This is a genomic window from Vibrio sp. Vb1337 (assembly GCF_033338715.1).
Lineage (GTDB): Bacteria > Pseudomonadota > Gammaproteobacteria > Enterobacterales > Vibrionaceae > Vibrio > Vibrio alginolyticus.
Genome location: NZ_JAWOTD010000032.1, coordinates 25,810 through 43,865 on the forward strand (window position 1 = coordinate 25,810; position 18,056 = coordinate 43,865).

General features: G+C 45.4%; 15 protein-coding genes. 8 read left to right on the forward strand and 7 right to left on the reverse strand.

The window, feature by feature from the left end; translation table 11 throughout:
* Window positions 1–73: 73 nt before the first annotated feature.
* The 4 genes from treC to gmhB all read right to left on the reverse strand — a co-directional run bounded on the left by treC (window position 74) and on the right by gmhB (window position 5,021).
* Window positions 74–1,759, reverse strand: coding sequence for an alpha,alpha-phosphotrehalase (gene treC / locus R7E42_RS22530; protein ID WP_262638939.1), 1,686 nt, complete (start codon window positions 1,757–1,759; stop codon window positions 74–76).
* 87 nt (window positions 1,760–1,846) lie between these two features.
* Window positions 1,847–3,271, reverse strand: coding sequence for a PTS trehalose transporter subunit IIBC (gene treB / locus R7E42_RS22535; protein WP_005381959.1), 1,425 nt, complete (start codon window positions 3,269–3,271; stop codon window positions 1,847–1,849).
* Window positions 3,272–3,447: 176 nt separating this feature from the next.
* Window positions 3,448–4,395: a trehalose operon repressor TreR gene (gene treR / locus R7E42_RS22540; protein WP_213987433.1), complete on the reverse strand. Its 948-nt coding sequence runs from the start codon at window positions 4,393–4,395 to the stop codon at window positions 3,448–3,450.
* 74 nt (window positions 4,396–4,469) lie between these two features.
* Window positions 4,470–5,021 carry a D-glycero-beta-D-manno-heptose 1,7-bisphosphate 7-phosphatase gene (gmhB, locus tag R7E42_RS22545; RefSeq protein WP_005381961.1) on the reverse strand — a complete coding sequence of 184 codons (552 nt, stop codon included), beginning with the start codon at window positions 5,019–5,021 and terminating at the stop codon, window positions 4,470–4,472.
* Between the two features lie 341 nt (window positions 5,022–5,362).
* Between gmhB and metN the strand changes: the two genes are divergently transcribed.
* Genes metN through R7E42_RS22560 form a run of 3 tightly spaced genes read left to right on the forward strand, consistent with a single transcriptional unit; the run spans window position 5,363 to window position 7,906 of the window.
* Window positions 5,363–6,397 (forward strand): methionine ABC transporter ATP-binding protein MetN, encoded by a 1,035-nt coding sequence (gene metN / locus R7E42_RS22550; RefSeq protein ID WP_318073009.1) that lies wholly within the window; start codon window positions 5,363–5,365, stop codon window positions 6,395–6,397.
* Window positions 6,387–7,064, forward strand: coding sequence for a methionine ABC transporter permease (locus R7E42_RS22555; RefSeq protein ID WP_005383604.1), 678 nt, complete (start codon window positions 6,387–6,389; stop codon window positions 7,062–7,064). Before metN ends, R7E42_RS22555 begins: the two co-directional genes overlap by 11 nt.
* Window positions 7,065–7,096: 32 nt before the next feature.
* Window positions 7,097–7,906, forward strand: coding sequence for a MetQ/NlpA family lipoprotein (locus R7E42_RS22560; RefSeq protein ID WP_005381966.1), 810 nt, complete (start codon window positions 7,097–7,099; stop codon window positions 7,904–7,906).
* A gap of 126 nt (window positions 7,907–8,032) precedes the next feature.
* Here R7E42_RS22560 and R7E42_RS22565 read toward each other — a convergent pair whose 3' ends face one another.
* Window positions 8,033–8,809, reverse strand: coding sequence for a Zn-ribbon-containing protein (locus R7E42_RS22565; RefSeq protein ID WP_005383605.1), 777 nt, complete (start codon window positions 8,807–8,809; stop codon window positions 8,033–8,035).
* Window positions 8,810–8,811: 2 nt separating this feature from the next.
* Complete coding sequence (syd, locus tag R7E42_RS22570; protein WP_239932062.1) at window positions 8,812–9,357, reverse strand: SecY-interacting protein; 546 nt, start codon at window positions 9,355–9,357, stop codon at window positions 8,812–8,814.
* Window positions 9,358–9,465: 108 nt separating this feature from the next.
* Between syd and queF the strand changes: the two genes are divergently transcribed.
* From queF to xni, 5 genes are all read left to right on the forward strand, one after another.
* Window positions 9,466–10,311, forward strand: a complete 846-nt coding sequence (queF, locus tag R7E42_RS22575) for an NADPH-dependent 7-cyano-7-deazaguanine reductase QueF (protein WP_213970754.1) — start codon at window positions 9,466–9,468, stop codon at window positions 10,309–10,311.
* Window positions 10,312–10,475: 164 nt separating this feature from the next.
* Complete coding sequence (locus tag R7E42_RS22580; RefSeq protein ID WP_318073010.1) at window positions 10,476–12,758, forward strand: tetratricopeptide repeat protein; 2,283 nt, start codon at window positions 10,476–10,478, stop codon at window positions 12,756–12,758.
* 98 nt (window positions 12,759–12,856) lie between these two features.
* On the forward strand, window positions 12,857–14,422 hold the full coding sequence (locus tag R7E42_RS22585) for a sensor domain-containing diguanylate cyclase (RefSeq protein WP_005381978.1): 1,566 nt from the start codon (window positions 12,857–12,859) through the stop codon (window positions 14,420–14,422).
* Window positions 14,423–14,713: 291 nt separating this feature from the next.
* The gene (ppnN, locus tag R7E42_RS22590; protein ID WP_005383611.1) at window positions 14,714–16,090 is read left to right on the forward strand and encodes a nucleotide 5'-monophosphate nucleosidase PpnN; all 1,377 of its coding nucleotides are present in this window, start codon (window positions 14,714–14,716) and stop codon (window positions 16,088–16,090) included.
* A gap of 58 nt (window positions 16,091–16,148) precedes the next feature.
* Window positions 16,149–16,931 (forward strand): flap endonuclease Xni, encoded by a 783-nt coding sequence (xni, locus tag R7E42_RS22595; RefSeq protein ID WP_005381982.1) that lies wholly within the window; start codon window positions 16,149–16,151, stop codon window positions 16,929–16,931.
* Between the two features lie 108 nt (window positions 16,932–17,039).
* Here the strand turns inward: xni and rlmM are convergent.
* Window positions 17,040–18,056 (reverse strand): 23S rRNA (cytidine(2498)-2'-O)-methyltransferase RlmM (gene rlmM / locus R7E42_RS22600; RefSeq protein WP_318073011.1); only part of this gene is annotated, 1,017 nt, incomplete at its 5' end.

Below are 18,056 nucleotides of genomic sequence, written 5' to 3' on the forward strand. Positions count from 1 at the left end.
TAAAAGAAGGCTTTGGGGAGCACACCAAAGCCTTCATCTCGAACATCAATCTTAGGGGTGATGACACCCGAGTTTATTCTTCTATCAATAAAATACGAGTTTCGTAAGGTCGTAACACTTGATGGTTTGACGCGACTGCGCTCGCTGAGTTTTGATAGTTAGATAGCAAGTTTTTCGCCTTACTCATATCAAAACGTTCTGGCAGAACGCATTCCACCTCTTCAGCGTAGTAGTTATTGATACACAGAAGCGTTTGCTTATCGTTCTGACGAGCGTAAGCGAAAATACGTTTGTGCTCTGGCAGCAGGTCCTCGTAACGGCCATCGGTGATGACTGGAACCTGTTTACGCAGTTCAATCAGACGCTTGTAAAAGTAGAACACCGAGTTCAAATCGGCAACCGCAGCTTCAGCATTGATTTCAGAGTAATTCTGCGCCACTTCAAGCCACGGCGTGCCCTCAGTAAAGCCCGCGTGTTTTGCACTGTTCCATTGCATTGGTGTACGTGAGTTATCACGCGACTTCTGTGCCAAGATCGCCATCATATAGTCATGAGATACACCATCACGGTTGACCATGATGTCGTACATGTTAGTACTTTCAACATCACGATATTGGCTGATTTCGGTATAACCCGGGTTGGTCATGCCGATCTCTTCCCCCTGGTAAACATAAGGTGTGCCTTGCATCATGTGCACTGATGCAGCAAGCATCTTGGCAGATTCAACACGGTATTGCTCGTCGTTACCTAATCGGCTCACAACGCGTGGCTGGTCGTGGTTACACCAGAACAGCGCCCCCCACCCTTTGCCATTTAAGCCCGTTTGCCAATGATTGAAGATCTGTTTTAACTGAATGAAATCAAACGGCGCTTTGGTCCATTTTTCACCATTTGGATAATCGACTTTCAGATGATGGAAGTTGAACACCATGGATAGCTCTTTGCCGTCTAGCGAAGAATATTGCTGGCAGTGCTCTAGTGTGGTGGAAGACATTTCACCCACCGTCACGCTGCCGTATTTTTGAAACACAGATTCGCTAATCTCTTGAAGGTATTCGTGCACGCGTGGGCCGTCGGTGTAGAAGCGGCGACCATCACCAATATCATCACTTGGAAAATCTTGCTGCTTGGAAATCAGGTTGATAACGTCGAGACGGAAACCATCCACTCCTTTTTCTGCCCAGAAGCTGATGACTTCTTTCACTTCTTCACGCACTACTGGGTTTTCCCAGTTTAAGTCCGCTTGCTCTTTAGCAAAAAGGTGCAAATAGTACTGGCCTGTTTTTTCATCCAGCGCCCAAGCGTTGCCACCAAACTTTGATTGCCAGTTGTTTGGTTCAGCACCATCTACCGGATCTTTCCAGATGTAGTAATCACGGTATGGGCTGTTTTTATCACCCAGTGCGGATTGGAACCACTTGTGTTCTGTCGACGTGTGGTTCACTACAATGTCCATGATGATACGAATGCCCAACTGATGCGCTTCTGCTAGCAAAGTATCGAAATCTTCCATAGTGCCGAACTGTGGATTGATCGAGTAGTAATCGGAGATGTCATAACCGTTGTCGATCATTGGCGATTGGTAAACCGGCGTCAGCCAAATCGCATCCACACCAAGATGCTTAAGATAATCCAGCTTAGAAATGATCCCTTTGATGTCGCCCGTGCCTTTACTGCCACTGTCACAAAAACTTTTTGGGTAAATTTGATAGATGGTTGCGGTTTTCCACCAGCTCTCATCATGCTTGGTCATAGCCATTTCTAACACTCACTTACCAGTAATCGGAAACTTAAAATTTGAAAAGAAAAATAGGAGGAGGCAGCCAAGTCACTGCCTCAAATAGAATTACGCGTTTGCAGGCTCAAGCTCACCTTTGGCTTGTGCACGCTTATAAAGAATTAACGTTAATGCAGCAGGTACCAGCATTGCGACTAACATAGCCAAAGCAAAAATGCCCCAGAACTGCGGTTGGATAGACAAGATGCCCGGCAAACCGCCCACACCGATACCGTTCGCCATTACGCCCGCACTACCACAAATAGCAGCAGCACACGCACTACCGATCATCGCGCTCAGCATTGGGAACTTGTATTTCAAGTTGATGCCGTACATCGCCGGTTCAGTCACGCCAAGGTAAGCAGAGATAGCCGCAGGCACTGAGATATCACGCTCGCCGTGTTTTTTACTGATGATAATGATGCCGACGACCGCAGACGCTTGAGCAATGTTTGAAAGTGCAATCAGAGGCCAAATTGGCGTACCGCCTAGCTCTTGCATCAGTTGAAGGTCTACCGCGTTGGTAGTGTGGTGAATACCAGTAATGACCAATGGCGCGTATAGGAAGCCGAAGATGGTTGAGCCAATCATTGCGAAGTCACCCGTCATGGCTGCTTTTGCTGCGAAAGCAACGCCGTCACCCAACATACGGCCGAATGGACCAATAATAGAGTGCGCAAGAATCACAGACACGATGATAGAGACAAACGGCACAACCACTAGGTAAAGGTAAGACGGAATGATGCGTTTTAAGTTGGTTTCAATAAACGCCAGTGCCATACCAGCGAGCATTGCCGGAATCACTTGCGCTTGGTAGCCCACTTTCTCGATGGCGAATAAGCCAAAGTCCCACACTTCGGGTACTTGCTTACCAATCAGGTAGGCGTTCATCAACTGCGGAGAAACCAATGTCACACCAAGCGTGATACCCAGAATCGGAGTACCGCCGAGCTTTTTCACTGTCGACCAACACACGCCAACCGGTAGGAAGAAGAAGATCGCCTCACCAATCAGCCATAAGAAAGAGTGTACCGTTGCCCAAAACTGGCTGATTTCCGTTAGCGTTTGACCATCAAACATCTTGATGTCGCCAATCACGTTACGGAAACCAAGGATCAGACCACCGGTGATGATCGCTGGTAGCAGTGGTACAAAGATTTCTGCAAGGTGGGAAATACCACGCTCAACGATATTCATGTTTTGACGAGCAGCGTTCTTCGCTTCGTCTTTGCTGGCTTCACTTTTACCCGTCAGTCCGATCAGTACCTTGTAAACTTCATCCACTTCAGTACCGATAACCACTTGGAACTGGCCTGCGTTGGTAAAACAGCCCTTCACCATCGGTAATGCTTCTAACTGTTTCGTATCTGCTTTGTCCGTATCATTTAGAACAAAACGCAAGCGAGTTAAACAGTGACTTACACTGGCAATATTGTCCGGCCCCCCGACCAGCTCAATAAGACGCTCCACGTCTTTACGCGCAATCTTACTCATAACTTTGTCCACCCTGTATTGGATACATTCGATTCATCATTTTGTTTTTATAAATGGGAACATTCCCATTTCTTGATTTTAATATTGCCATCCGAAGGCAAAAAACAAAATGGGAACAGTCCCATTAATTGAGAGTGATCACAGTATAATTTTAGAGCAGATCGTTTTAGTGTGGGTCAATAAACGATAGGCTGTTGAGTAAAGTGAACCACTTCCTCATCGCCATTTAATTGATTGATCAGCATGTTAGCGGACTTCTCACCTGCAAGGGTATAACCTGGGTCGACACTAAATACTTTAGGGAAAAGGAAAGAGAGCAATTCATTACCTCCAACACCTGTCACAACCACGTCTTCACGTCCTAACTCTTGAAGACGCTTAATCACGCCCAACGCGATGGTGTCACTGGCGCACACGATGGCCTGAGTGTCAGATTGAAGGACTTTGTCTACCAACTGATAAGCACTTTCATGGCTCAACTTACCCGTCTGGAAACAAGGTGTAATTTGTTTGCGTTGACACCAAGCTTTATAAGCATTTAGACGAGCTAAGCCAGTGGTTTTGTCTTCAGGGTCAACACCAATATAAGCAATGCGAGATAAAGATTGCTGCTCAAGATGAGACAAAGCCATGTCTATCACACCTTGGTTGTCGTAGTTGATCGAAGAAACCATTTGCGTGTCCATCGCGATCACGACGATACGATTCCCCCACTCCGCCAATGCTCGCTCATCACATCCAGTAAAGCCAAACACGATCACCCCATCGACGTTGCGACGTTTAAGCACATCCAAATGTTCATTGGTTTTATCGCGATCGAATTGGCTCTCCATGATCACCGCATCATAACCAGCGGAATACAAAGCATTGAGCATTGTACCAACGGCGCGATTTTCTGATGGTGAATCTAAACGGGAGATGATAACCCCAATAACTTTTTGGCGGCCGCCACGCATTGATTGCGCAGATTTGGACGGCACATAACCAGATTCACGAATGATTTGCTCAACCTTCTCTCGCGTTTGGGGTTTCACTTTTGGATCGTTAGTAAGCACACGGCTTACTGTCGATTTGCCCACGCCTGCCAATTTTGCGATATCAAGAATGGTGAGTTTTTTGCTCATAAGTGTTCAGACTAAAAGAAGGAATCAAACAAAAGGGAAGCAGTGGCTTCCCTTATCTCAGTCAGTAATGAAGATTACTTGTTTAAGTACGCAGGCACATCTGCAATGCTATCTAATACTACCGTTGCAATGGCTTCGCCCTGTTCCGTTACTGGCTTACCAGTGCGAACCAAAATCTTAGTGCCAACGCCTGCCGCTTCTGCTGCCATCATGTCTTCAGCTTTATCGCCGATCATCACAGATTTCTCCATGTCGATCTTCAAGAAGTCACGCGCAGAAATGAACATGCCTGGTTTTGGCTTACGGCACTCACAATCTTGCTTGTACTCGCCAATGCCATGTTCTGGATGATGTGGACAGTAATAGATACCATCGAACTCAACACCATTATCAGCAAAGTTCCAATCCATCCATTGAGTCAGAGACAAGAAACGGTCTTCACTGAATTTACCGCGTGCGATGCCCGATTGATTCGTCACTAACACTAGAAGGTAGCCTTTATCTTTTAGCGCTTTCGTCGCTTCAAATACACCATCAATGTACTCAAAATCATGTTCGTCATGAACGTAGCCGTGGTCAACGTTTATCACGCCATCACGATCGATAAAAACAGCAGGTTTTGCCAAAACGTATTTCTCTATTAACTCGGTTTAATCAGATTATTACATACCTTATAAACTTCAACACTATCTAATTCATTCTAGGCCTCGACAAAACAGTTGATTTGTTGGGCAAGAATCGGTAAATCTGAGGGTGCCCCGCCGTCTACCTCCTGCTTGTTATCTATACATCTTCGCTTCAAAACAGAACATCCATACATTTAGACGTCTAGACGTAAAAATATCTATTGACTTCATTCTGCTTAACCCATAGCATCAACTGAAAATTGAGATAAAGCTCAACATTAAGTTCTGTCAAAGGCCGTTTTTGACAGCGAAGTTCCCCGTATCTTTGGGCAGGTTGAAACATGATAGAAATAAAAAACGTCAATAAAGTGTTCTACCAAGGCAGTAAGGAGATCCTTGCCCTGAAAGACATTAACCTACACATCGACAAAGGCACCATCTTTGGTGTTATCGGTTCATCAGGTGCTGGTAAAAGTACGCTGATCCGCTGTGTCAACATGCTAGAAGCACCGACTTCTGGTTCCATCATCGTTGATGGTGTAGATCTAACCAAACTCAATAAAAAACAACTAGTCGAAACACGCCGTAACATTGGCATGATCTTCCAGCACTTTAACCTGCTTTCGTCTCGTACTGTGTTTGATAATGTAGCACTGCCACTAGAACTGGCAGGTAAAGACAAATCGCAAATCACAACAAAAGTAACTGAGTTGCTAAAGCTTGTAGGCTTAGCCGACAAACACGAGAGCTACCCATCTAACTTAAGTGGCGGCCAAAAACAGCGTGTGGCAATTGCTCGTGCATTGGCATCCGATCCTAGCGTGCTGCTTTGTGATGAGGCCACTAGCGCACTAGATCCGGCAACAACTCAATCTATCCTTGAGTTATTGAAAGAGATCAACCGCAAACTCAACATCACGATTTTACTTATCACTCACGAAATGGAAGTCGTAAAAAGCATCTGTCACGAAGTAGCAATCATCGGTGGTGGTGAGCTGGTGGAAAAAGGCACCGTTGGCGATATTTTTGCGCACCCTAAGACAGAGCTGGCGCACCAATTCATTCGCTCAACGCTGGATCTTTCCATTCCTGAAGATTACCAAGCACGTCTGCAAGCAGAGCGTGTTGATGGCAGCTACCCGTTGGTTCGCTTAGAGTTTACTGGCGCAACCGTCGATGCACCGTTAATGTCGCAAATTTCTCGTAAATACAATATTGATGTGAGTATTTTGAGTTCCGACCTTGATTACGCTGGTGGCGTGAAATTCGGCATGATGGTCGCAGAGCTATTTGGTAACGAAGAAGATGACAACGCAGCTCTTGAATACCTGCGTAAGCACAACGTAAAAGTAGAGGTACTTGGTTATGTCCTTTAATACGATTTCTGAATGGCTGAGTTTAAACAGCAAACTACTTTTAGGTGCAACGTGGGAAACGCTTTACATGGTTGCGGTTGCCGGATTAGTCGGCTTTGCTGTGGGTATTCCATTAGGCGTAATCCTCCATATTACTAAAAAAGGCGGCCTACTTGAAAACACCAAACTAAATAGCGGCTTAGGCGCTATCGTTAACATTGGTCGCTCAGTGCCATTCCTCGTACTGATGGTTGCGATTATTCCAGTGACAAAAATGCTAGTTGGAACCTTTATCGGCACAACCGCAGCAATCGTCCCACTGACTATTGGCGCCATTCCTTTTGTCGCTCGTCTTATTGAAGGTGCTTTATTAGAAGTACCGACAGGCTTGGTGGAAGCAGCGCAGTCAATGGGGGCGACTCCAACACAGATCATCACAAAAGTTCTACTACCTGAAGCAATGCCGACTATTGTTAACTCAGTAACGATTACCTTGGTCACTCTCGTTAGCTACTCAGCTATGGCGGGTACGGTAGGCGGCGGCGGCCTAGGTGACGTAGCCATTCGTTACGGTTTCCACCGCTACGATGTAACTATCATGGCCGTGACTGTCGTGATGTTGATTGTTCTAGTACAGATTATTCAGTCTATCGGTGACGCAGTGGTGCGCCGTGTAGACCACAGATAAGTATCAAAAATACAAATTATAAGGAGATAAAGATGAAATTTAGCCTTAAAGGTCTTTTGACTGTAGCAACGGCCGCCTCTGCTCTTGCTCTAGCGGGTTGCGGCGACAAAGAAGTAGACGTAAACAAAGTAAAAGTTGGCGTTATTGCTGGTGCTGAAGCACAAGTAGCCGAAGTTGCCGCTAAAGTAGCAAAAGAGAAATACAACCTAGACGTTGAGCTAGTAACATTTACCGATTACGTAACACCAAACGCCGCTCTGGATGATGGTTCAGTAGACGCGAATGCGTTCCAGCACAAACCATACCTAGACCAACAAGTGAAAGACCGCGGCTACAAACTGGCTATCGCGGGTAACTCATTCGTTTACCCTATTGCTGGTTACTCAAAGCAAGTAAAATCAATTGATGAAATTCAAGATGGCGCACGCATCGCAGTACCAAACGACCCAACTAACCTAGGTCGCTCACTACTGCTTCTTGAGCAACAAGGTTTGATTACGCTACGTGATGGCGTTGGTCTACTCGCTACAGTACGTGACATCGTAGGCAACCCTAAAAATATCGAAATCATTGAACTAGAAGCTCCACAGCTTCCGCGTTCATTGGATGACGTAACGCTATCTATCATCAACACCACTTACGCAAGCTCTATCGACCTATCGCCAGAGCGTGACGGCGTGTTCGTTGAAGATAAAGACTCACCATACGTAAACCTAATTGTCGCTCGCGAAGAAAATGTTAATGCGCAAAACGTACAAAACTTCGTAAAAGCTTACCAAACGGAAGAAGTTTACGAAGCGGCAAAAGAACTGTTCAAAGGCGGTGTTGTGAAAGGTTGGTAATCCCACTTTTCAAAACATGACTGAAAACAACGTTCTAAACATAAACGTTCTAAACACAAAAGGGCTGATGTGAAAACATCAGCCCTTTCTATTTGTCTATCTACCCATTTAAGTAGCTTCAATTCGCTACTTAAGATGGTCCCAAGAGATATTCGACACGATTCGGCAGTCATCACACTTAAAATGAAATATGTCATGTAGTGGCTCATCGAGTAGCCACTCGCCATCGCATTTTGGACACTTGCGCGCTTTCTCGCTCTCCAGCGACTGACCACCGACACGATACTGGTAATAGTACGTAGGGATCTTCGTGATGTATTCGATACGGCCACGTAAGTCCCAACCTCGGCGAAACAGCACACTATCCACATCGCAAATTTCGTGGAGCGCCGCATGTTCCGCTCGGCAGCCCCCTGCCATTTGGATTTCATCACACGCTTGCCACTCAGTCTGCCACTTAATGACGGCTTTATGGTCTCCATTAAGTGTTGGCTCATTACGATACAAAGGAATTGGCAACAGGGTTTCACCACTTCGCAAAGGCGAACACGTATGAACATAAGTCGTGTACAACACTTGCCAGCTAGGTGTCTCTTCTTCGGCTGCTTGTTCTGAATTCAAATCACGCCCCAGCATACGCATTTTCGGAGCAAGCAAAGACGCATCCGACAAACGGTTCATGCACACTTTGACGAAATCTGAGTGATAACGTGGATGCAAGCTGTCTTGTTCTGGGCAAACAACACGAACGAAAAATTCACCTTCTCCCATCACTATCGGAAATTCACGACCCAATACTTGGCCGTTGTAACGCAGAGCATCCATCAAGCCATTAATGGCTTTGTCTACCGCGCTGACGGTGGTGTTATCAAAACACTCAAACTGCAACTCAACAACATACATACTTAGACGGCAGCCTCTAACTTATTCAAGAACTCAACCAATGAATCTGCCAATACATCACGTTTAGAGGTGCCCAAACGCTCTAGAATCACATTGCCAGTGAGGTTACAAATAGAAATCACATCCATTTCCTCATCTGTCGCTGCGATAAATACTGTTGGTTTAAGTTTCAAGCGGCGCTGCGTCACCAAATGACCAAGAATATTTTCTTGTAGGCGCACGAAATCGTCATCGCTCCACACTTGCAGCAGCGTCAACGAATTACCTTGCCAAGTTGCCTCCATATCAGAGCAGTATTGAGAACCATAAAAGGCTTTAACATCATCTTGCAGTGACAACTCAATCGCATTTTCCACATTGGTGAAATCGGCCATTTCATCACGTGCGACCGCTTTCCAAAGCACCTTTCCATCACGCTTCTCTTCGACACAAGGAGAAACAAGCTCTGCAAGCTCTTCACTGCTTGGCAACTCATTGTGCTTAGCTTGCCAAGCTTGTTGGTAGCGCAGGCTGAACTCTTGTAGCGCCTGAGTAACGTTTTGGGTCATGAAGGTCTCCTCATTCCTTATTTATCAGATAGCCGTACTTGCCGGATGGCAATTGACCAGCGGATTCAGTAAAATTCTCGCCATTCTAATCGAAAACGACCACAAAGTATGAGCAAATATTCTGACGCTAAAGAGCTTGCTGGCCTAACACTAGGTAAAACGACCGAGTATGCGAACCAGTATGACCCAAGCTTGCTGCAACCAGTCCCTCGCAGCCTGAACCGAGATGACCTTCAGTTAGGCGATACTCTGCCTTTCATGGGGCACGACATTTGGACGCTGTATGAACTGTCTTGGTTAAATAGTAAAGGTTTACCACAAGTGGCCGTTGGCGAAGTATACATTCCAGCCACCAGCGCAAACTTGATTGAATCGAAGTCTTTCAAACTGTACTTAAACAGCTATAACCAAACCCGCTTTGCAAGCTGGGAAGAAGTGACTGAGCGTTTAACACAAGACCTGTCTGAATGCTCAGGTGAAAAGGTGCTGGTTGAGGTGAATCCAGTGACCCACTATACCAATCAACCTATCGTGACAATGGACGGTGAATGTATTGATGACCAAGACATTCACATCACCAGTTACGATTTTGATGCCGATTTGCTTGAAGGTGCAGCAGGTGAAGTACAAGTAGAAGAGGTGCTACATAGCCACCTATTGAAATCAAACTGTTTGATCACTAACCAACCTGACTGGGGCAGTGTAGAAATTCGCTACCAAGGCGCAAAAATAGATCGTGAGAAGCTGTTACGTTACTTAGTGTCTTTCCGCGAGCACAATGAGTTCCACGAGCAGTGTGTAGAGCGTATTTTTACGGATCTAATGAAATACTGCCAACCTAGCAAACTGACCGTATTTGCCCGCTATACGCGCCGTGGAGGCTTGGATATCAACCCTTACCGCTCAACGGAACAAGATAAGCCAGCTCACAATCACCGTATGGCTCGTCAGTAAGCGCATAGGCAACAGAAATAAGTTCGGCAATCTAAAGGGTTGCCGGACGTTTTTATTGTCCAGGCATGTTACTATATCAAATGGCTTCAACCCGCATTTAAACGGCTAATTGAGGCTTTTCGCCGTTATCGCCATATCTAAAAACAGTTCGAGGGAACGAAAGGATGTTTTGGGACAGTTCGCGTCTATTCAAGTTGATTGGCTTTCTTTGCTTGCTGTTTGTACAGCCACTTCATGCTACCATTTTATCGTCCGCGTTACTCAACGAAGCACAACAATTGGCGGAAATAGAGCCATCACAAGCAAAACAAGCGGCAACCAACTATTTGTCACAGCGTGAACTAACAGAACGCAAAGAAAGTGACAGCCCTTCAGCCATGTCTCGCGACGAAACAGATCGTAGCGTTCGCACACCAAGCAGCACCATCGAAGCGCACAAGATTATCGCTCAGGCAGATTACGCCATGGGTAATGTTCGTTCGGCTATCGAGCACCTAAATAAAGCGGAACGCTTAGCGCAAGAATATCAATTGCCGTACATGGACTTAGATCTCCAGCTGATGCGCAACCAAATGATTTGGATGTACGACGAAAACTACTCAAAAGCGGAAGACACGCTTAACCAAATTGAACAACAGCTCGATGAAGCCGATGCCGTATTACAACGCACCGACAGCGTTCGCTACCGACTAGTGATGCAAAGAGCACTCCTCGCTTCACATAGTGGCGATATCATTAAAGCGGAAAACTTGTACTCTGAAGCAAAGACCATGCTTGACGATAGCCGCTCTGAGTTAGCCTTGATCGACTACTACACTGCCGTCGGCGAGTTTTACCTCAATAGCAAGAAGTACAATTTGGCTTTGTCAGAACTGCTATACGGTTATTGGCAATCTATTGAAAGTAACAGTGGTGCAAGATTAGCAAAAGTGAATCGCCTTTTGGCTAGGCTCTTCCAGGAGCGACGAGTGTACGACAAAGCGATCGAATACTTATCTCAAGCCGCAGATTTTTATGACTCTTACCCTAGCTCTCCGATCCTAGCGGACGTCCTAGAGCAAATGGGCGACATCTACTTTTATCAGGGTAAGTTTAACCTTGCATTAGTGCATTACTTCAACGTGCTTGACCATGAAAGTACCAGTAAGAACATCAATAGAATCATTAAAATTCGCTTAAGCTTGGCGGCTACCTACCTACAACTCTATAACTACGCGCTAGCAGAGCAGTACTTAGACCGCTCTAAAGAGCTTTTAGAATACACCAATATTCCTAAGCTTGAAGCAAAGGCTGCCCTGCTTCAGTCAGGTCTGGCTTATCATCAAAATGACAGTAAAGACGTCATTACTAATGCAAAGCTGGCGTTAGCGCTTGCTGAAAAGTCACCTAAAAATAACAACTTCATTAAGCAGCAGTCATACCGTTTACTTGGGTTGGGTTACGAGCAGGCAGGCGAATACAAACTTTCTCTGCAAGCTTATAAAAAATACACCAACCTCGTTCGTCTAGAACAAAAGCAGCTTAACCAAATCAGTGAAGATGCGTTCCGTCAGCAAAAAGAATTTGCCGAACAAACCATCCATTACATCGGTCAATCAGAACGCTTAGAGCAAGTGGAAAGAGAGCATCGTAAATTCCAGAAAATCTCATTTGCATTGTTTATTACTGTATTGGTCATGTTTTTGTTCATTATGCGCCGCGGTGTCATTATGCAGCGCCAAGCAAGTGAAATCGAAAAACTGCGTAACGACCTCTTCACCCACTCTCGCTCTCGTTTACGTAACTTGCGTATGCTGAATGTTAAGCTTTCTCGCTCATTGAAAAAGTCGAGCGAAACTTTCGAGCAATGGCAAATGGGTGAATTGATCCACGAACCACTTAATGATCGCCTACGCTTTGTTATGATCGATTTGCCATTCTTACGAAGCATGTACGTCCATAACGGCTATAAGGCAGGTCTAGAACTAGAACGGGCATTTGGCGACTTCCTTGCGGAAAAAATAGAAAAACCGTCGCGTCTTTACCATTTCTCAGATGCGAACTTACTCTACATAGAACCGAACGCTGACCGTGATGCTTCTGCCGAAGTCATGTTCGAAAAATTCCAGACTTGGGTGGATGAGTTCGCACAGCAGCACAACGTCAATCGTATTATTCGTATGGGCATCAGCGATTATCCGTTCTTACCCCGAGCCTACACTGCAATTAACGATGAGGAATTACTCGATCTGTTATTGCTTGCTACTCACATCGCACGAGAAGTCAGCTTGAAGGATAAGCAAAGCCACTGGGTGTTCTTAAAAGCCATCGATAATGCGCCTGCTGCTAGCTTTGCAACAGGTAACATAAGAACTGCCTGTCAACATGCCATTAGCCAAGGCCTGATCAAGATCCATTCGTCCTACAAGAATGAGGACGACATCAAGAAAATATTAAAAAATGGATAATTAAACGCCTGTTGAACGTAATAACTAATGACGCTATAAAGTTTTTTGTTATTATCAGATAATTGTCAGTAGTACATGGACTTAACCGTAGTCACTTCATGGGAATCTTGGAATCCGATATTCAGTCGCAGCTGCATCAGCTGAGTTGTCAACTTGACCAACTCAGACTGACTCATCGTGATACTTCACTCAAATTCAAACGTGAACAACAAGTTCTTAAACGCGTTGTGGCATCATTGTCTTCAGCTTGCCAGGGTTCGAATACTCAGGTATCCAACTACCTATTTGAAATCCAACAAGAGCTGCAACATCAAAAAGATATCAGCACTCTTATCCCGCGTTTAGCGGTATTAGAGAGGATGCTCAAACAGCAGTCGAAGACGATGGATAAACAGAACGGTTACCTTGACGAACAAATCAAGCACAGTGGTGAAACACTGCAACGTGTCACTGGCTTACCTGCGCAGTTAAAACGTGAACTACGGAACCTGATGAGTTTCTCTGAAGTTCACGCCAGCAATAAAGCTGATCAAGCCACTAAGCTACTGAGTATTTACGAACGCGCTCTGAAAATCATCACGTCTAATTCACGTCTACATCTTAGTGAATTTGAAAACAATCCCGACAGATCTCAGCTTGAGTGCTTAGCCAGCGACCTCCAACATACTATTACAGAGCTGGATTTCGAAGGAGAATCAGGCGATAGATTGCTGGATATTCGCGCTAAGTTGCTCCTTGGCGTGAGTGCCGAGTCTCTCATTGAGCTTACGCTCTCAACGCTGAAATTGGTTGTCGAAGCAACAAAGTTCGAGCGCGAGGCGTCTAGCCAATTCCTTGATCAGCTGAACACTTCTCTCGCAAGTAACCTAAAAACCGTTCATCAGAACGTCGACCAGCATCATACCTACTTTGAACACCGCCAAGAGCTCAACACAGAAATGAACAGCTTGGTTGAATTAAGCCAAAAGTCACTTAATCAAGCTCAAGATATCGCGGTTGTGAAAAAAGAAATCACGCCTCTTCTCGAAAAAATGGCGTCGCTGACAGAGCGACTGAAAATGACGGAAGAGCGAGAGCAAGCGCTGCAAGAACGGTTGAGTTACAGTAAGAACCAACTCGAAGCGGTATTTGAAACTACGCAAGATTATCGTCGACGCTTAGATGACCAAGCTCAGCGTATGTTGCTCGACCCGCTGACTAAAGTTTATAACCGCACTGCATTTAACGATCGACTAGAGCTAGAGTATCGCCGTTGGATTCGCTCTCAGCAAAACCTTCGTGTTGTGCTATTTGATGTAGACAACTTCAAAGCGGTGAATGATAGCTATGGTTATACGGCTGGCGATAAAGCGCTGAAGATCATCGCTCGTACTATTAACAAGCGCGTATCAGAAACGGAAACAGTAGCTCGCTTTGGTGGCGAGGAGTTTATTCTACTCGTCCCGGAACAATCTGAAGAATACACACTGGATCTGATTAAGCATATCCAGCGTGATATTAGCCAATTACCCTTTAAGTTCCGTGAGCAAAATATCATGATTACCTTAGCTGCTGTATCGACGTCTTTCAAAGAGTCCGATACGCCAGAGTATGTGCTCGATCGTCTTGGCAAGATGCTTGCGGACGCTAAAAAACGTGGAACAAACCAGCTTAACTGGAGCTAAGATTCGTACAAAAAGCGAGCAAACAAACCAAATTTGGTGCAATCTACGCTTTATAACCACCCATTTTCAACGAGTTATCACATTTCTTCCCTTTTAGTCTGCTAAGCTGTAAAAACCCAAGTCACTTCAAGATGATGTATTTATAAAAGGCAAATGTATCATCTTGAGGTTGCTTGGGAGTTGATAACCATAAAACCAAATCGGCCAACTACCTTTCATCAAACCATACGTATAACACCAAAAAGGTAAGTTGGTACTTTCCCTCAAATTAATGCAACACAAGGAGGCGTTATGATTACCCATATAAGCCCCGCTGGTAGCATGGACTTGCTATCTCAACTAGAAGTAGAGCGCTTAAAGAACACAGCCTCGAGTGAACTTTATCAGCTGTACCGTAATTGCACATTAGCGGTGTTGAACTCCGGTAGCCATACCGATAACTCGAAAGAACTGCTCGATAAATACCAATCGTTTGATGTCAACGTCGTGCGTCGTGAGCGTGGTATTAAGCTTGAACTGACTAATCCGCCAGAGCACGCTTTTGTTGACGGCGAAATAATTAAAGGTATCCAAGAGCATCTGTTCTCCGTATTGCGTGATATCGTTTACGTAAACATGCATTTGGCAGACGCCCAGCGGCTCAACCTTACTAACCCAATTCACATTACGAACCTCGTGTTCGGCATTCTTCGTAATGCCAGAGCATTAACTCCAGGTATCGCACCGAATCTTGTCGTATGTTGGGGTGGTCACTCTATCAATGGAGTGGAGTATCAGTACACACGTGAAGTGGGTAACGAACTGGGCCTGCGTGAACTTAACATCTGTACAGGTTGCGGCCCTGGCGCAATGGAAGGGCCGATGAAAGGTGCAGCGATTGGGCACGCAAAGCAACGTTATACTCAGCAACGTTATCTTGGTTTAACCGAGCCCTCGATTATTGCGGCCGAGCCACCAAACCCAATAGTAAATGAACTGGTCATCATGCCCGACATCGAAAAGCGCTTGGAAGCCTTCGTCCGTATGGCTCATGGTATCGTTATTTTCCCAGGTGGCCCGGGCACAGCGGAAGAGCTACTGTACATTCTTGGCATCATGATGCACCCGGATAACGCCGATCAGCCAATGCCTATCGTATTAACAGGACCAAAAGAGAGTGAAGAGTACTTCCGCTCTATTGATGAGTTCATTCGCGACACACTTGGTGAGGAAGGGCAAAAGCACTACGAGATCATCATTGACGACCCGGCAGAAGTCGCTCGTATTATGAAACGCTCCATGGACTCGGTACGCCTTCACCGAAAAGAGAAAGGCGATGCGTACAGCTTTAACTGGTCATTGAAAATTGAGCCAAACTTCCAACTGCCATTCGAGCCTACTCATGAGTCGATGGAACAATTGGATTTAAGCCTAGATCAAGAACCGCAAGTTTTAGCGGCCAACTTGCGTCAAGCCTTCTCTGGCATAGTGGCAGGTAACGTAAAGGCTGAAGGCATTCGAGAAATAGAACGTAGAGGGCCTTTCACCATTCATGGCGACGCAGTCCTCATGAAAAAACTCGATAAGTTGCTAAAAGACTTTGTCGAACAGCACCGAATGAAATTACCTGGCGGTTCAGACTACGAACCGTGTTATCGAATCGCTCACCCGGAAATTGGTGGTCGATAGTCAGGCTAGCATTCGTTACACTAGGGGCATTACGCCCCTTTTTTATTGCTAAGTCATTATGTCTATTCATCTTGTTATCATTGATGCCCTAAACCTGATCCGCCGAGTGCACTCAGCACAACCAGATCCAACCGACATAGCAAGAACCATAACCACAACGCAAAGAACCCTCACTCGCATTCTGTCAGAGGCCAACCCGACACACATCATCGCAGTTTTTGATCACCACGAACAAGACAGAGGTTGGCGCGCTGAAATTCTCCCTGACTATAAGCAAAACCGAAAACCAATGCCTCTGCCACTACTGCAAGGGTTAGATGCGATTCAACAAGCGTGGTGGGAGCAAGGTATTGATTCATTGCTGTCTGAAGGCGATGAAGCAGATGATTTGGTTGCTACACTCGCAACGAAAGTGGCCAGCCATGGTGAAAAAGTCACCATCGTTTCGACTGACAAAGGTTACTGCCAGCTACTTTCCCCTACCCTACAAATCCGTGATTATTTCCAACATCGTTGGTTAGATGAACCATTTATCGAAAAAGAGTTCGGCGTAAAACCAAGTCAACTAGCGGATTACTGGGGATTAACAGGGATAAGCTCTAGCCAGGTTCCGGGCGTACCTGGAATTGGCCCGAAAGCAGCGAAAGAGATTCTCACTCAGTTTGAGAGTATTGAAGCTGCCTACGCTAGTGAAGATCTCGTACCGAAATACCGTAAAAAATTGGATGAGCACATTGAGTCTGCTCGTTTATGTAAACGCGTCGCCGCTTTAAAGTGCGATATAGAACTAGGCTTTAACTTGCAAGATATTCGCTTTTTAGGGCCAAACAAAGCGGAGTAGTGCCCGATGGTAGTTTCACACCATGAAACCCTCAGATATTAAAAAAGCGCCATTTGAAGGCGCTTTTTCTATTCTAATCACTATTCCCAAAAGACTCGGGGAATAAAGTTAGTAAGGTGAAATATTCGACAGACATTGGATATGAATCGTGATTTCTTCACGATCATGATACAAATGTTTAGCTTGTAGCTTGAACTTTACCTTATTATCAATGAGGAACTGCTTCAGATTTTCAAGGTCTTGCAGCACTTCGTCATAACGCCCTTTCATTGGCAGCTTAAGGTTAAAGATGGCCTCTTTTGCCCAACCTTTTAACAGCCACTGTCCCATCAGGTGAGCAACACGAGCTGGCTTTTCCACCATGTCACAAACAATCCATGTTACGTTCTTGCGGTCTGGTTCGAACTTAAAACCATCCACCATATGGTGCTTGATCTGGCCAGTTTCCATCAAACTGTCTGCCATCATGCCGTTATCAACGCAGTGAACGAACATTGAGCGCTTCACTAATTGGTACGTCCAACCGCCTGGACATGCACCTAAATCCACACCCCACATACCTGGTGCCAAACGCTCATCCCACTCTTCACGTGGAATAAAGACATGAAATGCTTCTTCCAGTTTAAGTGTTGAACGACTTGGAGCGTCTGCTGGGAATTTAAGGCGAGGGATACCCATGAAGAACTGTGAGTTGTTGTCAGTGTAAGAGTAACCAACGTAACAGTGGCCAGGCTCAACAAAGCAAATGTGCAGTACTGGTTTTTTCGCGTTATCTTTGTTCAGCATTAAGCCTTTGCCGCGCAACGCTTGACGCATTGGGACGGTAAACTTACGGCAGAATTTCAGTAGCTCTTTCGCTTCATTTGTATCTGGCGTTTCAATTCTCAAATCACCACAACGAGGGAATGCTTCAATGTCTGCTAGTTCATTCAAAATTGGACTAATGCGGTCATCACTTGGCAACGATTGAAACTCAGCTGCTACCGCAAACATTTGTCGAGCAAAAATTAAAGACTTAAAGTCTAAACCTCTCGCAAGTTTGTCGGCATCTCCATCTTGGTAACACTCGAAGACAACATAACCTGAGTTTCTCTTCACACGAGGGAAGCCATACACTTCCAACTG

What these genes read in the sequence shown, in the direction of transcription:
- treC (WP_262638939.1), bottom strand. Translation starts at nt 1,759, where the DNA reads ATGGCTATGACCAAGCATGATGAGAGCTGGTGGAAAACCGCAACCATC.
- treB (WP_005381959.1), bottom strand. Translation starts at nt 3,271, where the DNA reads ATGAGTAAGATTGCGCGTAAAGACGTGGAGCGTCTTATTGAGCTGGTC.
- treR (WP_213987433.1), bottom strand. Translation starts at nt 4,395, where the DNA reads ATGAGCAAAAAACTCACCATTCTTGATATCGCAAAATTGGCAGGCGTG.
- metN (WP_318073009.1), top strand. Translation starts at nt 5,363, where the DNA reads ATGATAGAAATAAAAAACGTCAATAAAGTGTTCTACCAAGGCAGTAAG.
- R7E42_RS22555 (WP_005383604.1), top strand. Translation starts at nt 6,387, where the DNA reads ATGTCCTTTAATACGATTTCTGAATGGCTGAGTTTAAACAGCAAACTA.
- R7E42_RS22560 (WP_005381966.1), top strand. Translation starts at nt 7,097, where the DNA reads ATGAAATTTAGCCTTAAAGGTCTTTTGACTGTAGCAACGGCCGCCTCT.
- R7E42_RS22565 (WP_005383605.1), bottom strand. Translation starts at nt 8,809, where the DNA reads ATGTATGTTGTTGAGTTGCAGTTTGAGTGTTTTGATAACACCACCGTC.
- syd (WP_239932062.1), bottom strand. Translation starts at nt 9,357, where the DNA reads ATGACCCAAAACGTTACTCAGGCGCTACAAGAGTTCAGCCTGCGCTAC.
- queF (WP_213970754.1), top strand. Translation starts at nt 9,466, where the DNA reads ATGAGCAAATATTCTGACGCTAAAGAGCTTGCTGGCCTAACACTAGGT.
- R7E42_RS22580 (WP_318073010.1), top strand. Translation starts at nt 10,476, where the DNA reads ATGTTTTGGGACAGTTCGCGTCTATTCAAGTTGATTGGCTTTCTTTGC.
- R7E42_RS22585 (WP_005381978.1), top strand. Translation starts at nt 12,857, where the DNA reads ATGGGAATCTTGGAATCCGATATTCAGTCGCAGCTGCATCAGCTGAGT.
- ppnN (WP_005383611.1), top strand. Translation starts at nt 14,714, where the DNA reads ATGATTACCCATATAAGCCCCGCTGGTAGCATGGACTTGCTATCTCAA.
- xni (WP_005381982.1), top strand. Translation starts at nt 16,149, where the DNA reads ATGTCTATTCATCTTGTTATCATTGATGCCCTAAACCTGATCCGCCGA.